20 protein-coding genes, 1 riboswitch and 1 other annotated feature are annotated in these 20705 nt (G+C 35.7%); of the genes, 10 read left to right on the top strand and 10 right to left on the bottom strand.

All coding sequences use genetic code 11. The annotated features are described in order from the left end of the window. Window positions 1-90: 90 nt before the first annotated feature. The 3 genes from ACSVDA_RS08595 to ACSVDA_RS08585 are packed head-to-tail and all read right to left on the bottom strand — an operon-like array spanning window position 91 to window position 2660. A complete protein-coding gene (locus ACSVDA_RS08595; protein WP_485882434.1) occupies window positions 91-897 on the bottom strand; it encodes an ABC transporter permease in 807 nt (268 codons plus the stop codon). After that, on the bottom strand, window positions 875-1654 hold the full coding sequence (locus ACSVDA_RS08590) for an ABC transporter ATP-binding protein (protein WP_485882433.1): 780 nt from the start codon (window positions 1652-1654) through the stop codon (window positions 875-877). Before ACSVDA_RS08590 ends, ACSVDA_RS08595 begins: the two co-directional genes overlap by 23 nt. A 13-nt stretch (window positions 1655-1667) precedes the next feature. After that, window positions 1668-2660: an ABC transporter substrate-binding protein gene (locus ACSVDA_RS08585; RefSeq protein ID WP_485882431.1), complete on the bottom strand. Its 993-nt coding sequence runs from the start codon at window positions 2658-2660 to the stop codon at window positions 1668-1670. Window positions 2661-3049: 389 nt separating this feature from the next. Between ACSVDA_RS08585 and ACSVDA_RS08580 the strand changes: the two genes are divergently transcribed. Both ACSVDA_RS08580 and ACSVDA_RS08575 read left to right on the top strand, forming a co-directional pair. Continuing rightward, entirely contained in the window at window positions 3050-3838 is a 789-nt protein-coding gene (locus ACSVDA_RS08580) for an alpha/beta hydrolase family protein (RefSeq protein ID WP_485882429.1), read from the top strand. A gap of 53 nt (window positions 3839-3891) precedes the next feature. Next, entirely contained in the window at window positions 3892-4134 is a 243-nt protein-coding gene (locus ACSVDA_RS08575) for a DUF2584 domain-containing protein (RefSeq protein ID WP_485882427.1), read from the top strand. Window positions 4135-4368: 234 nt separating this feature from the next. On the opposite strand, the gene pckA is transcribed toward ACSVDA_RS08575, so the two are convergent. Continuing rightward, complete coding sequence (gene pckA, locus ACSVDA_RS08570; protein ID WP_485882426.1) at window positions 4369-5964, bottom strand: phosphoenolpyruvate carboxykinase (ATP); 1596 nt, start codon at window positions 5962-5964, stop codon at window positions 4369-4371. Between the two features lie 235 nt (window positions 5965-6199). Further along, a riboswitch (SAM riboswitch) is annotated at window positions 6200-6346 on the top strand. A 164-nt stretch (window positions 6347-6510) separates the two neighbouring features. On the opposite strand from pckA, the gene metK reads away from it, so the two are divergent. After that, on the top strand, window positions 6511-7719 hold the full coding sequence (gene metK, locus ACSVDA_RS08565) for a methionine adenosyltransferase (protein ID WP_320256617.1): 1209 nt from the start codon (window positions 6511-6513) through the stop codon (window positions 7717-7719). A gap of 192 nt (window positions 7720-7911) precedes the next feature. Here the strand turns inward: metK and ACSVDA_RS08560 are convergent, their stop codons facing one another. Further along, complete coding sequence (locus tag ACSVDA_RS08560; protein ID WP_410627704.1) at window positions 7912-8118, bottom strand: hypothetical protein; 207 nt, start codon at window positions 8116-8118, stop codon at window positions 7912-7914. Between the two features lie 436 nt (window positions 8119-8554). Between ACSVDA_RS08560 and asnB the strand changes: the two genes are divergently transcribed. Next, complete coding sequence (asnB, locus tag ACSVDA_RS08555; RefSeq protein WP_485882424.1) at window positions 8555-10450, top strand: asparagine synthase (glutamine-hydrolyzing); 1896 nt, start codon at window positions 8555-8557, stop codon at window positions 10448-10450. Between the two features lie 291 nt (window positions 10451-10741). On the opposite strand, the gene ACSVDA_RS08550 is transcribed toward asnB, so the two are convergent. The 3 genes from ACSVDA_RS08550 to ACSVDA_RS08540 form a co-directional block, all read right to left on the bottom strand. Further along, on the bottom strand, window positions 10742-11440 hold the full coding sequence (locus ACSVDA_RS08550) for a C39 family peptidase (RefSeq protein ID WP_485882422.1): 699 nt from the start codon (window positions 11438-11440) through the stop codon (window positions 10742-10744). Between the two features lie 282 nt (window positions 11441-11722). Beyond that, complete coding sequence (locus ACSVDA_RS08545; protein WP_485882493.1) at window positions 11723-12241, bottom strand: gamma carbonic anhydrase; 519 nt, start codon at window positions 12239-12241, stop codon at window positions 11723-11725. Between the two features lie 59 nt (window positions 12242-12300). Further along, entirely contained in the window at window positions 12301-12447 is a 147-nt protein-coding gene (locus tag ACSVDA_RS08540; RefSeq protein WP_485882420.1) for a hypothetical protein, read from the bottom strand. A 165-nt stretch (window positions 12448-12612) separates the two neighbouring features. On the opposite strand from ACSVDA_RS08540, the gene ACSVDA_RS08535 reads away from it, so the two are divergent. Both ACSVDA_RS08535 and ACSVDA_RS08530 read left to right on the top strand, forming a co-directional pair. Then, entirely contained in the window at window positions 12613-13413 is an 801-nt protein-coding gene (locus tag ACSVDA_RS08535) for a lysophospholipase (RefSeq protein ID WP_485882418.1), read from the top strand. Window positions 13414-13430: 17 nt separating this feature from the next. Beyond that, on the top strand, window positions 13431-14528 hold the full coding sequence (locus ACSVDA_RS08530) for a tetraprenyl-beta-curcumene synthase family protein (protein ID WP_485882416.1): 1098 nt from the start codon (window positions 13431-13433) through the stop codon (window positions 14526-14528). A 77-nt stretch (window positions 14529-14605) separates the two neighbouring features. Here ACSVDA_RS08530 and mnmM read toward each other — a convergent pair whose 3' ends face one another. Both mnmM and mnmL read right to left on the bottom strand, forming a co-directional pair. Next, window positions 14606-15178 carry a tRNA 5-(aminomethyl)-2-thiouridylate-methyltransferase MnmM gene (gene mnmM / locus ACSVDA_RS08525; protein WP_485882414.1) on the bottom strand — a complete coding sequence of 191 codons (573 nt, stop codon included), beginning with the start codon at window positions 15176-15178 and terminating at the stop codon, window positions 14606-14608. Continuing rightward, on the bottom strand, window positions 15175-16137 hold the full coding sequence (gene mnmL, locus ACSVDA_RS08520) for a tRNA modification radical SAM protein MnmL/YtqA (RefSeq protein WP_485882412.1): 963 nt from the start codon (window positions 16135-16137) through the stop codon (window positions 15175-15177). Before mnmL ends, mnmM begins: the two co-directional genes overlap by 4 nt. Window positions 16138-16355: 218 nt before the next feature. On the opposite strand from mnmL, the gene ACSVDA_RS08515 reads away from it, so the two are divergent. From ACSVDA_RS08515 to leuS, 4 genes are all read left to right on the top strand, one after another. Then, a complete protein-coding gene (locus ACSVDA_RS08515) occupies window positions 16356-16619 on the top strand; it encodes a YtzC family protein (protein ID WP_320211001.1) in 264 nt (87 codons plus the stop codon). A gap of 26 nt (window positions 16620-16645) precedes the next feature. After that, window positions 16646-16810: a glycogen biosynthesis protein GlgD gene (locus ACSVDA_RS08510; protein WP_485882410.1), complete on the top strand. Its 165-nt coding sequence runs from the start codon at window positions 16646-16648 to the stop codon at window positions 16808-16810. A 545-nt stretch (window positions 16811-17355) separates the two neighbouring features. After that, the gene (locus ACSVDA_RS08505) at window positions 17356-17517 is read left to right on the top strand and encodes a hypothetical protein (RefSeq protein ID WP_485882409.1); all 162 of its coding nucleotides are present in this window, start codon (window positions 17356-17358) and stop codon (window positions 17515-17517) included. Window positions 17518-17612: 95 nt separating this feature from the next. After that, window positions 17613-17863 (top strand) — a binding site (T-box leader). 73 nt (window positions 17864-17936) lie between these two features. Further along, window positions 17937-20354, top strand: coding sequence for a leucine--tRNA ligase (gene leuS / locus ACSVDA_RS08500; RefSeq protein WP_485882407.1), 2418 nt, complete (start codon window positions 17937-17939; stop codon window positions 20352-20354). The last annotated feature ends 351 nt before the right edge of the window (window positions 20355-20705 follow it).

Here is a 20705-nt window from a genome sequence, read left to right as displayed (position 1 = left end):
ATATATCTTCAGGTCCTTGTGCGAGCTTTAAATGTTTTTAGTTTTCAATTAGCAAGGCTGGTGTACATTTCTTTTGCCCTTTAGCTCCATTTATACATCTTTGATCAGTTTTCTTTCTAGGTATTCAACGCCATGGTACATAATTGTAGCAAAAACTGCAATAATTAATAAACTCAGGAGAACGAGTGTGAAGTTAAATACTTGAAAACCATAAATAATCATGTACCCAAGTCCTTTACCAGATACTAAAAATTCACCTACGATTACACCAACCCATGAAAGTCCTACATTGACTTTAAGTGTCGAAATAATCGTTGGAAATGAAGAAGGAAGTACTGCTTCAAAAAATGATTGTCTTTTGGAAGCTCCAAATGAGTGTAATACTTTTAAATAATTTGGATCTAACTCTTTAAAAGAGGTGTAAACAACAATCGTTGTAATAATTACTGATATGATAGTTCCCATAGCGATAATGGAAGTAAATCCAGGTCCTAAGGCAACGATTAATATAGGTCCTAGTGCAACCTTCGGCATCGCATTTAAAATAACAAGGTAAGGGTCTAGTATGTTGGAAAGGCGCGGTGACCACCATAAAAGTGCAGCCAAGATGGTTCCTAATAAGGTGCCTAAAATAAAGCCAAGCACGGTTTCGAATAATGTGACACCTATATGAACAAATATTGAGCCATCTGCTACTTTTTCAATTAATAATTTTGTGATTTTTGAAGGAGAACTGAATAATAGTGGATCTATCAACTTAAAGTAGCTAGCTATTTCCCAACTTGAAAAAAATGCAATAAAAATGAGCATTTGATAAATTCTTACTACGCGTTTCTCTTTTTTTAGCTGATACAAGTATTGGCCATGAAGATCGCTATATTTTGTTTGAGGTGTCAAGTTTATCCAACTCCTTCCAGACCTTCTGGAAAAGATCAGCATATATGGGATGTTGCCTTGCATTAAATGGAGGTAGTTCACTTAAGGTGTTTGGAATAACGAATGTTTCGGATATTCTACCTGGATTTGTATCCAGTAATATAATGCGGTCGCTCATTGCAATTGCTTCTCCAATATCATGTGTTACAAGTAGTGTAGTTTTTTTGTATTCCTTTAAAGTGTTTGATACGAGATCTTCTAATTTAAGTTTCGTTTGAAAGTCAAGTGCAGAAAAAGGTTCATCTAGTAAAAAAATTTGTGGGTCAGTAACTAAAGTTCTCACTAGCGCTGCTCTTTGACGCATCCCCCCAGAGAGTTGTCTTGGGTACAGCTTTTCGGTTCCCTCTAACCCAATTTCTTGTAATAGCTGAATAGCTTTCTCTTTTGTTCTATCACATAATTTATGATTGAGTTTTAAACCTAATAAAATATTTTCTTCAATCGTTCTCCAAGGGAATAAATAATCTTGCTGTAGCATGTAGCCGACAGTATGAGTTGATGCTGTCACTTTTGTGTCTTTTAGAAGAACATCACCTTTAGTAGGCTGTAAAAGTCCAGCAATAATGGAAAGTAACGTTGTCTTCCCACAGCCGCTTGGTCCAATAAATGAAATAAATTCCCCTTCGTTAATTGCTAGGTTAATATTCTCGAGTGCGGTAGTTGCTGATGATTTAGAAAAATATGTGTGATGAATATTGTTTATTAATAAAAAACTCATGAATCATCACCTCTTATTTGGACATCACCTTTTCGGCAATATCAGTGTTGACTAATGTTTCATGATCTACTCGTAAAGGTAGTTCACCAGCTTCGTCCATGATGTCTTGAAGGTTATTCCATTCAGTTGCATCTAAGATTGGATTGGTAGCATAGGAGCCTTGACTCTTGTATCGATCAACTACTGTTTCAATTAATTCTATTGATGTATCCTCAAAAAAGGTATGAATTGATTGTGCAATTTCTGCTGCATCATGAGAGTCAACCCATTGTTGCGCTTGATATATCGCTCGGGTAAATTTTTCTATTGCATCAATATTTTCTTCCATAAAGCTACTTTTTGCCATAAAGGTAGTATATGGAACATATCCAGACTCCTTGCCAAATGATGCAATAATATATCCTGTTCCTTCTTGTTCAAATATACTTGCTGTTGGTTCGAAAAGCTGCACATAATCTCCTGTTCCAGCTGCAAATGCGCTTGCAATATTAGCAAATTCAATATTTTGAATTAAATCTAAATCTTTGTGTGGATCAATACCTTGATTCTTTAATACGAACTCTCCAACCATTTGTGGCATACCACCTTTGCGTTGACCGAGGAAAGTACTTCCTTTCAGTTGGTCCCAGGAAAAGTTATCGATGTTATTGCGTGAAACTAAAAAAGTCCCATCGGTTTGAGTTAATTGAGCAAAATTTATTACAGGATCATTAGCATCTTGAGCATGGACGTATATTGTCGTTTCTGAGCCAACTAATGCAATGTCGGCGCCGTCAGATAGCAAAGTTGTCATCGTTTTATCGCCACCCCATGTCGTTGTCAACTCTACTTCCAGCCCTTCCTTTTCAAAGAACCCTTCAGAAAATGCAACATACTGTGGGGCAAAAAATATTGAATGGGTTACTTCAGCAACACGTAATTTTTGTATTTGTTGTTCATTACACCCAGACAATGGTATGAAGATTAGAAATGCTACAAGAAATATAAAGCTAATTTTTTTCTTCATCGCCAGTTCCTCCTATATACTTTTCTAAGCTAAGATAGTTTATGAAGCACCATTCGAAAAGGTGAACGCCTATGAATATCACTTCAATACTTACACTGTTTGAATGTAGAGTAGTTGACATGTGAAAATAGTATGTAGAGAATTTAACATAGAAGCTCATAATAACTTTAGTTACTTATTTTGATTGTTTCCCCAGGGATTGTTGTTTTTCGCCCTAAGAGATAAATTGTTCTACAACTATCCTTCTTGTTATCATCGTAAATCTCAATTAACCTAGATGTTCAGAATTAGTAACAATCGTTGCTTAATTAATACATTGTGTGTATCACAGCATAAACAACATAAATACTCTGCCACGCTATATTCTGAAGTAGAAGGAGGAGATCAGCTTGGAATGTAGAGATGGACATATTATTGAAAGACAACGGTTACCTTCGCCTAATCCAAATATTCTTTTATATGAATTAACATATTTAAGTAACGATTTGAAAGTAAAGGGATTATTAGCCGAACCGAAAAACGTAGGTAAGCATGATGGTTTTTTATATTTAAGAGGCGGAATAAAAAATGTTGGTAAAGTTCGTGTTGGGCGCATCGTCCAATTTGCTTCAGAAGGTTTTGTAGTGATGGCGCCTTTTTACCGTGGGAATCAAGGCGGAGAAGGTAATGAAGACTTTGCTGGTAATGATAGGCATGATGCCGTTGCAAGTTACCGAGTACTAGAGCAGCTTGATAGCGTTCATGAAGATAGGATTCATGTGTTTGGTTTTTCACGTGGAGGTGTCATGGCACTTTTCACAGGGATTATAGAACACAATGTAAAATCAGTTGTAACTTGGGGTGGTGTTTCTGATATGACACTTACATATAACGAGAGAATTGATCTACGACGCATGCTTAAAAGAGTTATTGGAGGAACACCTAATAAATATCCAAATAGATACAAAATACGTACACCTCTTTATATGCTAGAACAATTACATGCACCTATTTTAATTATCCATGGTAAAAACGATAGCAATGTGACCATACAACATGCATATAGACTTGAACATAGACTGAAAGAGCTTAATAAAAGCGTAACTACATGGTATTTTGACGAATATACTCATTACTTTCCTCCTGCTGAAAATAGAAAAATTGTAAAAAGACTTACTGAGTGGATGAAAAATCAATAAACACCATGATAAAATAGTCATAAAAGGATAACTATGTTAAAGGAGCGTTTAAAATGGGTATGCCTCTTGAATTAAATACAATGATTGTTACGAAGGGAAAAGAAAAAAGGTTAGGAGAAAATATTTTCACTCTAGAAAAAACAGGTTACCGTCTATATCCACTCGATATCCCGTTAGAGGTAAAGAGAACTATAGGGGGAGATCTAAGTGGAGAAGGGGTAATTGATAAGGTGGAATTAGAAAATAATAAAACTGTGATCACTTACCGACTGATTTCTTTACATTCAACAAACTAAGGGATTGGGATACTTTATCCGGCAAAATCAAAGCCTTTTTACATTTTGAGGTTGATGTACAACATATAACAGTAAGAATACAGCAATCCTAGTCGAATGATTACAATAATACTAACCTTAGTAAAGAGTAAAAGGGTCAGACCCATTTCTATTGATGGGGTCAGACCCTTTATTGTTATCATTATTCTAAGTATCGTGCATGATGAAAGTGAAATTAGAGTAGTAAGTAATTAGTTAGTTAGCTATTAATGGAGGTCCACCTAATTGTCCTATCTTCTCATCAATATTATTAAACTTTTTGAAGTTTTCCTGGAATTTTGCTGCTAGTTCAGTTGCTTTATCAACGTATTCTTGTTTGTTTGCCCATGTTTTTATTGGCTGTAGTACATCATCAGGTACACCAGGAACATGTAATGGTATTTTTAAACCAAATATACGTTCTTTTATTGTTTCAACGTTGGTTAATTCTCCTTCTAAAGCAGAACGTACCATTGAACGAGTAAATTCAAGCTTCATTCGGTTACCTACACCATATTCTCCACCAGTCCAGCCCGTATTCACAAGATATACTTGAGCACCATGTTCATCAATCTTATCACCTAACATTTTTGCATACCGAGTTGCTGGCAATGGTAAGAATGGTGAACCAAAGCAAGTTGAAAATGTAGCTTGTGGAGAAGTGATTCCTCGTTCTGTTCCAGCAAGCTTACTCGTATATCCACTTAGAAAATGGTACATTGCTTGTTCCTTCGATAGTTTACTAATAGGAGGTAAAACACCGAAGGCATCAGCTGTTAAAAAAATGATCGTATTAGGATGACTTGCAATGCTAGGAAAAATGATATTATCGATTGCCTGTATAGGGTAAGCAGCTCGAGTGTTTTCTGTAAGAGAAGAATTGTCATAATCAGGATTTCTTGAGCAATCATCAACGATGACATTTTCTAGTACTGAACCGAATCGAATAGCATCGTAAATTTGTGGTTCTTTCTCTCGGGATAAGTTTATACACTTGGCGTAACAGCCACCCTCTATATTAAACACTCCATTTGCTGACCATCCATGTTCATCGTCCCCTATTAACCGTCTGTTCGCATCGGCTGAAAGGGTTGTTTTACCCGTTCCTGACAACCCGAAGAATAAAGCGACATCTCCTTCTTGACCAATATTGGCTGAACAATGCATGGATAAAATCTCTTTTTCAGGGAGAACATAGTTCATAACAGAAAATATGGATTTTTTCATCTCGCCTGCATACTCTGTTCCACCTATGAGCACTGTGCGTTTTTCAAATGAAATAATAATAAATGTTTCCGATCTCGTTCCATCAATTGCAGGATCTGCTTTGAAATTTGGTGCAGAAATGACAGTGAAGTCAGCGATATGCGATTGTAATTCCTCCTCAGTAGGACGAATAAATAGCTGATGTGCAAATAAATTGTGCCATGCATATTCATTAATCACTTGAATAGGAAGTTGATATTTTTTATCAGCACCTGCGAACCCATTAAATACATAAATTTCATCTTTGTTAGCTAAATAATCGAGTACTTTATTATATAGATTGTCAAAAGATTCCTGTGAAATAGGCTGATTTACTGTTCCCCAATCTATTTTACCTTTTGTAGATGGTTCATCTACAATATATTTATCTTTAGGTGATCGTCCAGTATATTTTCCTGTTGTAGATAGTATGGCACCTGAAGAAGTTAAAGTGCCTTCTTTTCTATTTAACACACTTTCAACGAGAGTAGGGACGGATAAATTGTGTAATGTATTTTTACGAGCTAGTAAACTTGATAATTCGCATGATACACTAACAGAATTCATGATCAAAACCTTCCTTTACGTTTTAATAATGTCGTTAACAATTCATAACTTAAAAATAGTATAACACATTAACTCAAATAGTCTATACTATTTATAATTATTTTATACTGGATTCAACATAATCGTACCATTCTTTGTAAAAGATACATAACGAAAATTTAATGAACAATTCAGCTCTTAACTATGTTGACATGTAACTGTTTACTACGTTAATATATTGTGTTGAACGGATACTCTCTTATCCCGAGCTGGTGGAGGGACAGGCCCTATGAAGCCCAGCAACCATCACTATATTTTTCAGATTATGAGAAAATAATCTGCTTTGTTCTTAATGTGATAAGGTGCTAACCTGGTGCAAGGCACTTGTCTTGAACGATAAGAGTGAAAGGCGTGAATCGAGTATGTCAAACCTTTCCTCATGATTTGTAGGAGAGGTTTTATTTATTTCCAGTAAAAAGTTTGAAATTTTGGAAAGTAATATGGGAATGAGTTCCGTTTCAAAATATAACTATATGAAGTGGTTGCTTCATAAAGGAGGATAAAGCTATGACAAAAAAACGTCACTTATTTACTTCTGAATCTGTAACTGAAGGTCACCCTGATAAAATTTGTGACCAAATATCAGATTCCATTCTTGATGCTATCTTAACAAATGATCCTAACGCTCGTGTTGCATGCGAAACGACCGTGACAACAGGGATGGCCTTGGTTGCTGGGGAAATTACTACATCGACGTATGTTGATATTCCTAAGATCGTACGTGAAACTGTACGGAGCATTGGCTACACACGTGCAAAATATGGTTTTGATTCAGAAACCTGTGCGGTATTAACATCTATTGATGAGCAGTCTCCTGACATTGCAATGGGTGTTGATCAAGCACTTGAAGCTCGTGAAGGGTCAATGACAGATGAAGAGATAGATGCGATAGGAGCTGGTGACCAGGGCTTAATGTTCGGATATGCTTGTAATGAAACAAAAGAATTAATGCCGTTACCAATCTCATTAGCTCATAAATTAGCACAACGCTTAACAAAGGTAAGAAAAGAAGAAATTCTTCCATACTTACGACCTGATGGTAAGACCCAAGTAACTGTTGAGTATGATGAAAATGATAAACCTGTTCGCATAGATACGATTGTAATTTCTACTCAACATCACCCTGAGATCACATTAGAACAAATTCAACGAAATATTAAGGAGCATGTTATAAACCATGTTGTTCCTAAAGAATTGATTGATGCTGATACAAAATACTTTATAAATCCTACAGGTCGATTTGTAATAGGTGGCCCACAAGGAGACGCTGGATTAACAGGGCGCAAAATAATTGTTGATACGTATGGAGGATATGCCCGTCACGGTGGGGGAGCATTCTCTGGTAAGGATCCTACAAAAGTTGATCGATCAGCTGCATATGCTGCACGTTATGTTGCCAAGAATTTGGTGGCAGCTGGCTTAGCTGATAAGTTGGAAGTTCAGTTAGCGTATGCAATCGGCGTTGCACAGCCTGTATCCATTTCAGTTAATACATTCGAAACAGGTAAGGTTGCTGATGAAGTGTTAGTTGACCTCATTCGTAATAATTTTGATTTACGTCCAGCAGGGATTATAAATATGCTTGACTTACGACGTCCAATTTATAAGCAAACAGCAGCATATGGTCATTTTGGACGCACTGATGTTGATCTTACGTGGGAACGTACTGATAAAGCAGAAGTGTTAAAAGAACAAGCATTATCTCGAAGTAATTAATAAAGGTTGTTTTTGCATTGATTGTTGCTTTTCATATTAAGGAATCATTATTGCTGTTCTATTTTAATGATAATAGCTACAAAATATACGAAAATTACCTTAATAAATAACTAGGGCATATCCCACATACAACATATTCTGTATGTGAGATATGCCCTTACTATGAATGACAATATTTTTTATAGGTAATAACTAAGATGGACTCTTAACTTCTGCCACATTAGGAAATATCGTTTTAACACTATCAGCAAAAGGACAGTAGTATACGAATATCTCATAGCCATTAATATCTATTATTCGTTTGCCAAAAGGAAACAAAGACAAGTTCTGAATTTCAAGTTCTAGGTTAGGAAAATTTTCGTTAATGAATTTTAGTACCTCATGTTCACGGTAGTCCACAAGTAACCCTCCTGATTTTTCAGAATTTTACAAACTATTTCTCTACTCTAATAAAAAATTCCTTTATAAATGAAAGAAAATAATTCATACTAAGCGAAATATAGGAGAGTTAAATTTTTGCCGCTGGCTGTTTTGACATTGATCGTTGTTTTTTCTTCTAAGATTTTAGGATGTATATATCTAGTGTTCGAGGCATTTTTTCTTCTGTACAACGATGACTAACATATAAAAACAACTTTTTATGGAACTAGTTTGGTACAAACAACAGAGTTTACAAAAAAAGCATTTAGTAAACATAGCAACAAAGTTAACGAAAAGAGCCTTTCTGATTAGACAAAAAGGAAAATTGTGTATACTACTAACACTGCTCAATTCACTAGCTAAATATGATATAATTCTTAAATATATAAATACGAATTAGTAGGTGACTTACATAATGTGTGGATTCATTGGCTGTGTAAACAATACAGCAAATCATCAACGTAACGAAAATGACAAAGCTTTGTTTGAAAATATGAATAATATTATTACTCATAGAGGACCAGACGATGAAGGGTTTTATTTCGATGAACATATACAGCTAGGTTTTAGACGTTTAAGTATTATTGATCTTGAAGGGGGACATCAGCCTCTTACTTATGAAAATGAACGTTATTGGATAATCTTTAACGGTGAAATATATAATTATGTAGAGCTTCGTGAATCTTTAGTCAAGGAAGGCTTTCATTTTAATACGAGCTCTGATACAGAAGTTATATTAGCTCTTTATAGCCACGAAAAGGAAAAAGCTGTAGAAAAGCTAAGAGGAATGTTTGCATTCGTAATTTGGGATAAAGAGACGAAAACTTTATTTGGGGCACGGGATCAATTTGGAATTAAACCGTTTTTCTATATGGAGCAGGGTGATTTAACATATTTTGCATCAGAAAAAAAGAGTATTTTGGCAGCGCTGAAGAACGGCTTAATAAACTATGAGGCATTGCAAAACTATTTAACGTATCAATATGTACCTGAACCGGAAACGATGTCATATGGCATTCGTAAATTGGAGCCTGGGCACTACTTTACAAAAAAAATTGGTGAGCCTATGAATATCTCACAATATTGGAAAGCCAGTTTTCATACGATGCATAAGTCAGAGGATAAGCTCATCAAGGAAATTCGTGATGTATTATACGATTCAGTGAAAATACATATGCGTAGTGATGTGCCTGTTGGATCCTTTCTTTCAGGCGGAATCGATTCTTCGATTATCGCATCAATAGCAAAGGAATTTCACCCTAATATTAAAACTTTTTCTGTAGGCTTTGAACGTGATGGTTTCAGTGAAATAGATGTAGCGAAAGAGACAGCTGCAAAGCTTGGTTTAGAAAATATAAGCTATGTTATTTCTCCAGAAGAGTATATGCAAGAGCTTCCAAAAATTATTTGGCATATGGACGACCCGCTTGCTGACCCTGCAGCAGTTCCGTTATATTTTGTTGCTAGAGAGGCTAGAAAACATGTTACTGTTGTATTATCTGGAGAAGGTGCAGATGAATTGTTTGGTGGATATAACATTTATCGTGAGCCACAATCTTTAGAAATGTTAAGTAACTTACCTAACTTTGCAAAATCTGCTCTTGCTAAAATTGCTACAATGTTACCAGACGGTGTGAAAGGAAAAAGCTTTATTGAGCGAGGTGTAACACCAATGGAGGAACGGTACATTGGTAATGCAAAAATGTTTGAAGAAGCGGATAAACGTAAGCTTTTACGCGACTATAAAACACAACTAGACTACCGAAAAATTACAGCACCATTTTATGAGGATATCCAAGGTTATGAACCTGTAAACAAAATGCAGTACATTGATATTCATACGTGGTTGCGTGGTGATATTTTATTAAAGGCAGATAAAATGACGATGGCTCATTCACTTGAATTACGTGTTCCCTTTTTAGATAAAGAAGTTTTCAAAGTGGCTTCAAAAATTTCACCAGAAATGAAAACATCTCAAAATACAACGAAGTATATTTTACGCAAAGCTGTTGAAGGAATTGTACCAGCTCACGTGCTACAAAGAAAGAAGCTAGGTTTTCCAGTACCAATTCGTCACTGGCTGAAAGATGAGATGTACGATTGGGTAAAACAGATCATTCAAACTAGTGAAACAGATCATATCTTTAATAAAGAGGTACTTTTATCACTATTAGATGATCATTGTGCTAATAAAGGTGATTATAGTAGGAAGATTTGGACAGTTGTTATATTTATGATTTGGCATCAAGTGTATATTGAAAAGAAGTTTGATTTCGAGTCAATGTATGAGAGAGCAAATGAAACAGCTTAAACTATAAGATAAGTGCAAGTGTCTTGCACCCTCATGAGAAGCGCTAGAGTTGATTCACTCTAAGGCGCTTTTTGTCTTTGGAAAAAATGGCGCAGTGACGTTAATGGATAACCCCATAAGCACTTAATAGAGCTTAATAAAAATTTGTCCTTTCAATTTTTGTTACCATTATCACATATATAGAAGAGTTAGAAGTCCTTTTATGTCGAAGAAAAAAGATACTCCAAGCGTAGTCATTGTTATTATTTTGCAAGAATGCGAAAACAGACATGCATGTAAAAAGCCAGGTCATTACTCCATGTAGGTAATGGCCTGACTCCCCATTTGCTGCCAAGCGGCGATGAAATGGTCTCTAGGAACTTTTTTGTTTTTTTCGCCAGTAAGAGGGTCATTAAAATAGATGAACTCTGAATCGTATCCTGTAATTAGAACTGAGTGTTCAAAATAAGTAATTTTTATTTTTCCATTTGGAGTTTCCCAGTGTTCAAATTTGTCATTAGATAATTTTTGAAATGTAGTATTAGTAATCACCCATACAGGTGATCCAATTGATAAATACATTTCAATTTCTTTGAAGTCACGATCAGTTAGATCAATGATCTTTGAAGGTAAATATTGCTCAGCAAGCTGTTTTATTGGTTTAACATACACACCATATCCTCTATTATTACGAGAATACATATCTCCTACAAACCCATTGTTTGGATGTCCGTAAGAAATAATACCATTTTCCTTTTTGTATGGTGTTGGATCTTTTGCTACCTTTTCAGCTAATTCCATTTTATCAACAACGACACCCGCATATTGTAAAAACATTGCTAATGCTGTTACTTCACAACCACGAGGAAGTTCAGGAAGTTGTGAAAGAGCTGGTGCTTGTAATAGTACAGAATTTTTGATTTTTATCATCGTATTTTGTATGATTTCAACATCATTTTCAGGTGCTTGAGCTTCTACCGAAGTATGATTTGCTTCTCTCAATGTCGACACAGGTAGTTTTTTTATGAGCAAAATAATACATAATATGAAAAGAACGAGTATACAGGATATCATTGTTTTCCATGCTTTTTTTTGAGTTTTGTAAAGGTATAAAAGATACCCGATTATGATAATAATTAGTAGCCAAAATAAAAATACCATTTTTTCTCCTCAAATATTATATAATACAAGTCTATTGTAGCTATTGTAATTCTATTGTTGAATTTATGATTTTCTGCTAGAATATCCCAACTTCAAACAGAATAAATATTTCAACTTTAGCTGCTCTGCATATTATTGATTATCTTGTAGATTCTTATAATATTGGCCCTTTTCTACATATTCACTGCGAATTCTGCGCATTTCTTTTAGATCATCTTCAGTTAATTTCCTAATAACTTTTGCAGGACGTCCAAAGGCTAATGTATAAGGTGGAATAGTCTTACCTTGTGGTACAAGGCTTCCCGCTCCAATAAATGCGCCTTCCCCAATCTCTGCCCCATCAAGAACAATTGAGCCCATACCAATTAATGCTTTTTTACGAATAATCGAACTATGGAGAATCACTTGATGGCCAACTGTCACATCATCTTCTATAATCAAAGGCTTATTGGGACTTTGATGTAAAACAGAGTTATCTTGAATATTAACACGGTTGCCTAAAATAGTTGGTGCTACATCTCCACGAATGACAGTATTAAACCAAATTGAACACTCATCACCTATAGATACATCACCAGTGATTGTAACGTAATCAGCAATAAATGCAGTATTTGCTATTGTAGGGGTTACACTTTTGTACGGATAGATCATGTTCACAATCCCTTTCATTATTAGTAATATACGTATTTCTAGTTGTCCAGCTGCGCCTCCTAGCCTCTCGAGTCGTTTCGCCAATGGCCACAAAGGCAAAAAAGCGCCTTCATGGCCATTGACTCCAACGCTTTTCGAGGCTGTACAAGTCGGCTTCGCATTTCTAGCAGTCCAGCTTCAGTGCCTATCTCCTCGAGTCGCTTCACCAATAAACCCGAAGGCAAAAAGCGCCTTCATGGTCATTGACTCCAACGCTTGTTGGGGCTGTACAAGTCGGCTTCGCATTTCTTACTAAGTATAGTTTTAAATAAGTGTAACAAATTATTAACACATTCGAAATGAATTTATTATACGATTAAGGGGGGATCATAATGAGATTATGGCATGCTGAACAGCCTCTAGGGGTGATCGTAATCATTCATGGTGCATGTGAGCATATAGGGAGGTATAAGTGGCTTCTAGAGATGTGGAGGTCGATCGGTATGCATGTTGCTATGGGGGATTTACCTGGACAAGGTACGTCAAGAAGAAGACATCGTGGTCATATTGATTCTTTTGATGATTATATAGAGGAAATAGAAATGTGGGTGCAAGAAGCACTTACATTTAACCTCCCTGTTTTTATATTAGGTCATAGTATGGGTGGACTTGTTGCAATTAGAGCCATGCAGGAAAAACAATTACCTATTCATGGTTTAATGCTCTCTTCTCCTTGCTTAGGGCTAGTGGAACATCCTCCAAAGGGTTTGGAGTGGGTCTCAAAGGGGTTAAATTACCTATTTCCTGAAAAACTGTTTGAAGCAAAGTTATCTGCTGAAATAGCTACTCGTAATAAAGATATTCAAGAGCAGGATAATAATGATTCATTGTACGTTACAAAAGTGTCGGTTCGTTGGTATCATGAATTATTGAAGGCCATGAAACTAGCTTATCGAAACATTCATAAACTACCTGATATACCGTTGTTGCTAATGCAAGGTGGTAGCGATAAAATTGTTGATAAAGTTGTTGTAAAAGAGTGGTTTGATCACGTAAAATGTACAGATAAAACATATAAAGAGTGGATTGGTTTATACCATGAAATTTTTAATGAGCCAGAACGTGAAAATGTGTTTAACTACGCAAAAAGTTTTGTTGAAAAAGAAATTAAGCTATATGAAAACTTGAATTGATACATAGAGGTGATTTTTTGAAAATACCAAGTGAACCAGTAGGCTTGATGAAAAAAGTGTATAAAGAGGTATTACCTACTGTACATCATTATTTAGCATATTGGCGACACAAAGCGGAAAATATACCGAATAAAGAGCTTAGAAAGCAGGCAATTGCTAGCATAAATGACAAGACATTTCATTGTGAAGGTGGATCTATTTTGGCACTGCTTGCGAAAGAGCACCTGGATGATTGTATAGAATTTATTGTCGCATATCAAACGATCAGCGATTATTTAGATAATTTATGCGATCGCAGTACATCACTTGATCCAAATGATTTTCGTGCCTTACATAATTCAATGCCGCATGCACTTACAATTCACAGTGAGAAGGAAAATTATTATAGATACCGTGATGAACAAGCTGATGGTGGATATTTACATGATTTAGTAACTACTTGTCAAAGAATTTTACAAAAGAGTAAGCATTATGAACAGATTGCTCCTTATTTACTAGAGTTATCTCTTTACTATTGTGATCTACAAGTCCATAAACATGTAACTGTCGAAGAACGGGTACCACGTTTGGAAAAGTGGTTTGAAGATTATGAAGCGCAGTTACCACAAATGGAGTGGTACGAATTTTCAGCTTGTTCAGGATCTACATTAGGAATCTTTTGTTTAGTTGCCTATTCCTTTAATGACAATTTTGAAGAAGGTATGGCGCAGAAAATTCGTAATAGTTATTTTCCATATATTCAAGGTCTGCACATACTACTGGATTATTTCATTGACCAGGAAGAAGATCGACAAGGTGGAGATTTGAATTTTTGTTTTTATTATAGGAATCAGGAACAAATGATTCAGAGATTTATCCATTTTGTTGAAGAGGCAGACAAAAATACAGCTGGGTTACCTGACGAGAAGTTCCATCGTCTAATTAACAGAGGGTTATTAGGCATTTATTTATCAGATGAAAAGGTTAGTAAACAAAAGGATGTTAAGCAAGCAGCTAAGAAGATTATTAAGCTTGGCGGATCAATATCAAAGTTTTTTTATTTTAATGGTCGTGCATATCGAAGGCTACAACGTTGGAAACCAAATTTGAATGTGGCAACAGCCAAACCGAATTAGGGTAAACCATTTTGTAATGTAATTCGGATAAAGAATTTCTTACAATAACATGACTAAAGCCCAATTTATATTGGGCTTTAGCGTTTTTCAATTGCAATAATAAAAGGTGGATTATTAACTTGATTAATAAACTTATATTGTAATACACTGGCATTCTTTTGATTGAGAGTGGAAGCATAATGTAATATTTCATCACGCTCAATTTTTCCTTCAGGGTGCCCAGAATATATAACAATTATAATAATTCCTCCTATCGCCAAAACCGATAACAACTGTTCTAGAGCATGAAGAGTACTAGTGGGCTTTGTTACAATTTCCTTATTTCCTCCAGGCAAATATCCTAAATTAAATACAGCTGCTTTTATACGACCGTGTAGCTGATTTGGGATCGTATCGATGATTGTATCATGACTAGCCTCATATAGTGTAACTCTGTTATAAACATCATGATTTTCTAACAGCTTAGTTGTATTTAAAATTGCTTGTTCTTGAATATCAAACCCATAGACATGTCCAGATTCTCCGACAAGCTGGGATAGAAATAATGTATCATTACCATTTCCAACTGTGGCATCGATTGCGAGATCACCTTTAGATAATGTTGCTTGTAATAATGTTCTCATATACGGTAAGACACGTTCTAATTTCATTTAATGCTCACCTTGTTTACTGCGTGCTTACCTTGATAGCTGTCACGACGCTTTAGTTCCGCATCAATTGCATTAAGAACTTCCCACTTATTCACACTCCACATTGGACCAACCATTAAATCGATTGGACCATCACCGGTAATACGGTGAATGACCATTTCAGGTGGTAAAATTTCCAACTGGTCACATACTAAATTAACATAATCCTCGAATGATAAAAATTCAAGTAAGCCCTTTTCGTATTGTTTGACCATAGGTGTCCCTTTTAACAAGTGCAATAGATGAATTTTCATGCCTTGAACGTCCAATCCAGCAACAAATTTAGCCGTTTCCATCATCATTTCGTTTGTTTCTTGAGGTAAGCCGTTAATAATATGAGAGCAAATATTAATATTGTGCTTTCTAAGCTTCTGTACGCCCTCAACATAGCAAGCTAAATCATGTGCTCGATTAATAAGATCGGCTGTACGTTGGTGCATCGTCTGTAATCCTAGCTCCACCCATAAATATGTTTTCTCATTTAATTCTGCTAAATATTCTACTACATCATCAGGCAAGCAATCAGGTCTTGTTGCAATTGATAGTCCAACAACCCCATCTAAATTTAACACAGATTCGAATTTTTCCCTTAAGACATCAACAGGGGCATGTGTATTCGTATATGCTTGGAAATAAGCTAAATATTTTCCATCTTTCCATTTATCATGCATTTTATTTTTTATTGAGTGAAATTGCGTAATAAGATCATCAACACGATTTCCTGCAAAATCTCCTGAGCCTGCTGCACTACAAAATGTGCATCCTCCATGAGCAACAGTGCCGTCTCGATTGGGGCAGTCAAATCCTCCATCTAAGGCAACCTTAAAAACTTTATGGCCAAATGTTTGTCGTAAATGGTAATTCCAAGTATGGTATCGTTTATCATCAGTAGCATATTGAAATAGGTTATTCTGAGTCAAGTCAGTAACCTCCTTATAAAAATTTCCAAAGAATAGCACAAATCGGCTGTAACTTAGCCAACATCCATATCTTAAGCATTTTATCACGATTAATAAAATTTATACAAATGTAATTATTGTGTTGGAAATGATTAGATGGAGTCATAAATGATAGAAAAGAACGAATAGGTAAAACTAATTATTGAATTAAAATCGAAATAAAGGAGGCAAGTAGGTAGATGGCTACACGTCAGTCAGTACAAGAATTTATTCACAGGTGTGAAGAAACATTAAACTTTGCGGAAGAGCAATTAACTGAGGCGAGAAGACAAGAACATTACAATGATTATGAATTTTCCCAAGCACAGCAGCAGCTAGAGAATGCAAATAATGATTTAGCTCATCTTGCTCTTAGCTGTAATGCCCAACAAAAAGAACAATTGCACAGAATGCGGCTACAAATTCAGGAACTACAGAACGAGATGATCTTACAAGATCATTAGGAATTTTCAATATAGCTGGAGGTATTATGAAAAAAAGATCTAAACAAAACAATCCTGAACAGAAAACGAAAAATGGAATAAATAATAATGATATTGAATTAGGTCGTGAGTTTGATCCTAAAAAAATTGCTAAGCAAAATTACGCCGAAAAGGGGCAACCAGTAAAATCAAAACAACACAAAAATAAATAAAGTAATAATAATTAGAAAGCAGTGTTAGCAATTATGGGCACTGCTTTTGTTAGGCTTTTTTCGCAAACTCTGTAGCTATGTTTACTAAAGGCTTTTTTGTAAATACTGCTTTTTACCAATTTAATACTATTAAAAGTTGCTTTATATGTTAGTCATCGATGTACAGAAGAATAGATACCAAGAACGCTTGAGTTTATATCTTAATATGAAAAACAATAATCAATGCAAAAGACAGTAATACTTAAACTTGGACAGTATGATGAGTTTTATGAGAGCTCAATAACTGTATAAGTAGAAAAGATAATATGTAATCATACGAAAGCAGCCTTCGTTAATTAAGAAATATTGTAAACAGTTAGGAATTTTCACATGGATATATTCAGTTTGTTCTGGGGGACTTTAAGGTGTTTTGTTGGGACTACCCGTAGAGCCTGCTAAATAACTTGCGGTTAAGCTAGTGTTCGCAGGAATCTCCCACTTCAAGCGAAGCTAAGTGGTGAGTAGTTCAACAAGGTATTGTAAATAGCACAGCTACAGGGGGAAGAATGGTTGGGCCACTCCTTGGTGGATTGCTGGCTGATATTTATGGAATGAATATATTATTCATCGTTTTAATTATCTTCTTGGTGATATCAATTATAACGACTACCTCATATGATTACAGGTTAAACCGACAAAATCAACAAGAGGATATCAAGATGATGTGATAGGTAATTTGTTAGTTTTGAAAAAATTTCTATATACAACTTGCAGTTTTATTTTAAATTCTATACAATACATAATAATGATGAAAGATAATGATATAACAACAGTGATAAGGAATAGTAATGAATGTTACACGTAATAGAGAGCTGGCGGGTGGTGCAAGCCAGACGTTGTATATTCATGAACTCACCTTTAAGTTGCAAGTGTGAAAATTCGGAGGTATTCTCAAATCCTCTTAAGTAATGCTTGCCGTTGTCCGCGTTATGGAATGAAAAGCGAGTGTCATATTATGACACTAATGTGGGTGGTACCGCGGGAAGAATTAATTCTAATCCTCTCGTCCCTTTTTAGGGATGGGAGGTTTTTTAATTTATTTAAATGGTTAAATTTGTAATTAAGATGTTTGTAAGGAGGAAATACAATGGGCTTTAATCATGAACAAATTGAACAGAAGTGGCAATCATATTGGGAAGGGAACAAAACATTCAAAACATCTGAAGATAAAGGAAAAGAAAACTTTTATGCTTTAGATATGTTTCCGTTCCCTTCTGGAGCAGGTCTTCATGTAGGTCACCCAGAGGGGTATACCGCAACTGATATTATATCTAGAATGAAACGCATGCAAGGTTTTAACGTTTTACACCCTATCGGCTGGGATGCATTTGGCTTACCTGCGGAGCAATATGCATTAGATACAGGGAATGATCCAGCTGAATTTACCGAACATAATATTAAAACTTTTCGTCGACAAATTAAATCTTTAGGTTTTTCGTATGATTGGGAACGTGAAGTGAATACGACTGATCCAAACTATTATAAGTGGACACAATGGATTTTCTTAAAGCTTTATGAAAAAGGGTTAGCTTATATTGATGAAGTTGCAGTGAACTGGTGTCCAGCTCTCGGTACAGTACTTTCTAATGAAGAAGTGATCGATGGTAAAAGTGAAAGAGGAGGTCACCCTGTTGAACGGCGTCCAATGAAGCAATGGATGTTAAAAATTACTGCTTATGCTGATCGTTTATTAGAAGATTTAGATGATCTAGACTGGCCAGAAAGCGTAAAGGATATGCAACGCAATTGGATCGGACGTTCAGAAGGTGCTGAGGTTACTTTTAATATTGCAAATTCAGAGGAAACATTCACAGTGTTTACTACTCGTCCGGACACTTTATTCGGTGCTACTTATGCTGTACTTTCACCAGAGCATCCTTTAGTAGACATTATTACAACTAATGAGCAAAAGGAAGCAGTGAATGTATATGTAGACAAAGTAAAAAGCAAAAGTGATTTAGAACGTACAGATTTGGCTAAAGATAAAACAGGTGTGTTTACTGGTGCATATGCAATAAATCCAGTAAATAATGAAAAAATGCCGATTTGGATTGCAGATTATGTGTTGATGAGCTATGGTACTGGTTCAATAATGGCTGTTCCAGGACATGACGAGCGTGACTGGGAGTTTGCCACAAAATTCGGACTGGAGATTACAGAAGTTGTAGCAGGTGGCAACGTTTCTGAAGAAGCATATACTGGAGACGGTGAACATGTGAATTCAGACTTCCTTAACGGGTTAAATAAAGAAGAGGCCATTTCTAAAATGATTGAATGGTTAGTAACAAATGATCGAGGAGAAAAGAAGATTACTTATCGCCTTCGTGATTGGTTGTTTAGTCGTCAAAGATACTGGGGAGAGCCAATACCGGTCATCCATTGGGAAGACGGCTCGATTGAAGCGATCCCGGAAGAGGAATTACCGTTAACACTACCAAAAGTTGATGACATTAAACCTTCGGGTACTGGGGAATCACCTCTAGCAAAAATTACTGACTGGGTAAATGTGGTTGATGAAAAGACTGGAAGAAAAGGTCGTCGTGAAACAAATACGATGCCTAACTGGGCAGGAAGTTGCTGGTATTATTTACGCTATATTGACCCAGTAAACGAAGAAAAACTAGCTGATCCTAAAAAATTAGAAGATTGGCTGCCGGTCGATATATATATTGGTGGGCAAGAGCATGCTGTATTACATTTGCTTTATGCTCGATTCTGGCATAAGTTCTTATACGATATCGGTGTTGTACCAACGAAAGAACCTTTCCAAAAATTATTTAACCAAGGTATGGTTCTTGGAGAAAACAATGAAAAAATGAGTAAATCAAAAGGGAATGTTGTTAATCCAGATGACATAGTCGCTAGTCACGGGGCTGACACACTGAGGTTATATGAAATGTTCATGGGCCCACTTGATGCATCAATTGCATGGTCAACAACTGGCTTAGATGGAGCTCGTCGTTTTATAGACCGCGTGTGGAGATTAATTATGGATGATAACGGCAACTTAAGCTCGAAAATCGTTGCTAATGACAATACTGGTGCATTAGAGAAAACGTATCATCAAACTGTAAAAAAGGTAACGGAAGACTATGAGGGGTTAAGGTTTAATACAGCTGTTTCACAGTTGATGGTATTTATCAATGAAGCATACAAAGCTGATGATTTACCAATACGTTATATCGAAGGCTTTGTAAAGTTGTTTGCACCTATATGCCCACATGTAGCTGAAGAACTGTGGGAAAAGCTAGGACATTCCGAAACGATTGCATATAGTGCATGGCCTGCATACGATGAAGCTAAGCTAGTTGATAATGAAGTTGAGATTGTTGTACAAATTAACGGAAAAGTTCGTGCCAAGTTGAATGTCCCTACTGAGATTTCAAAAGAACAACTTGAACAAATCGCTATGGATGACATGAAGGTTAAAGAACAAATTGAAGGGAAAACAGTACGTAAAGTCATTGCTGTTCCTGGAAAATTGGTTAACATTGTTGCAAATTAATATTTAATGGCTCTTTTCGTAAACTTTGTAGCTATCTTTAACATATTTAGTACCATGAAAAGTGGTTTTATATGTTAGTTATCGTTGTACAGAAGAAAAGATGCGACGAACGCTAGTTGTATAAGTGTCTATGTCTAAGGACGAAAAGCAAAAATAAATGCGAAAACAGTCTATTTAAAAGACGAGCGCCTCAAATTCCTTTTAAAAATAGCCCACACTTTGTGGGCTATAGCGAATTGTTGTCATTTCGATTTAAGGTGCTTGTTGCTTTATTTTACAAAGAGATATTCTTTTGATCCTTTGTGCATACTTAAAACTATAATAAATGTGGAAATGTTTTTATAAAGGGAG

Origin of the sequence: Cytobacillus sp. Hm23 (assembly GCF_051842895.1) — a bacterium.
GTDB lineage: Bacteria > Bacillota > Bacilli > Bacillales > SM2101 > Nanhaiella.
This window is presented reverse-complemented; position numbering and strand designations above follow the sequence as displayed.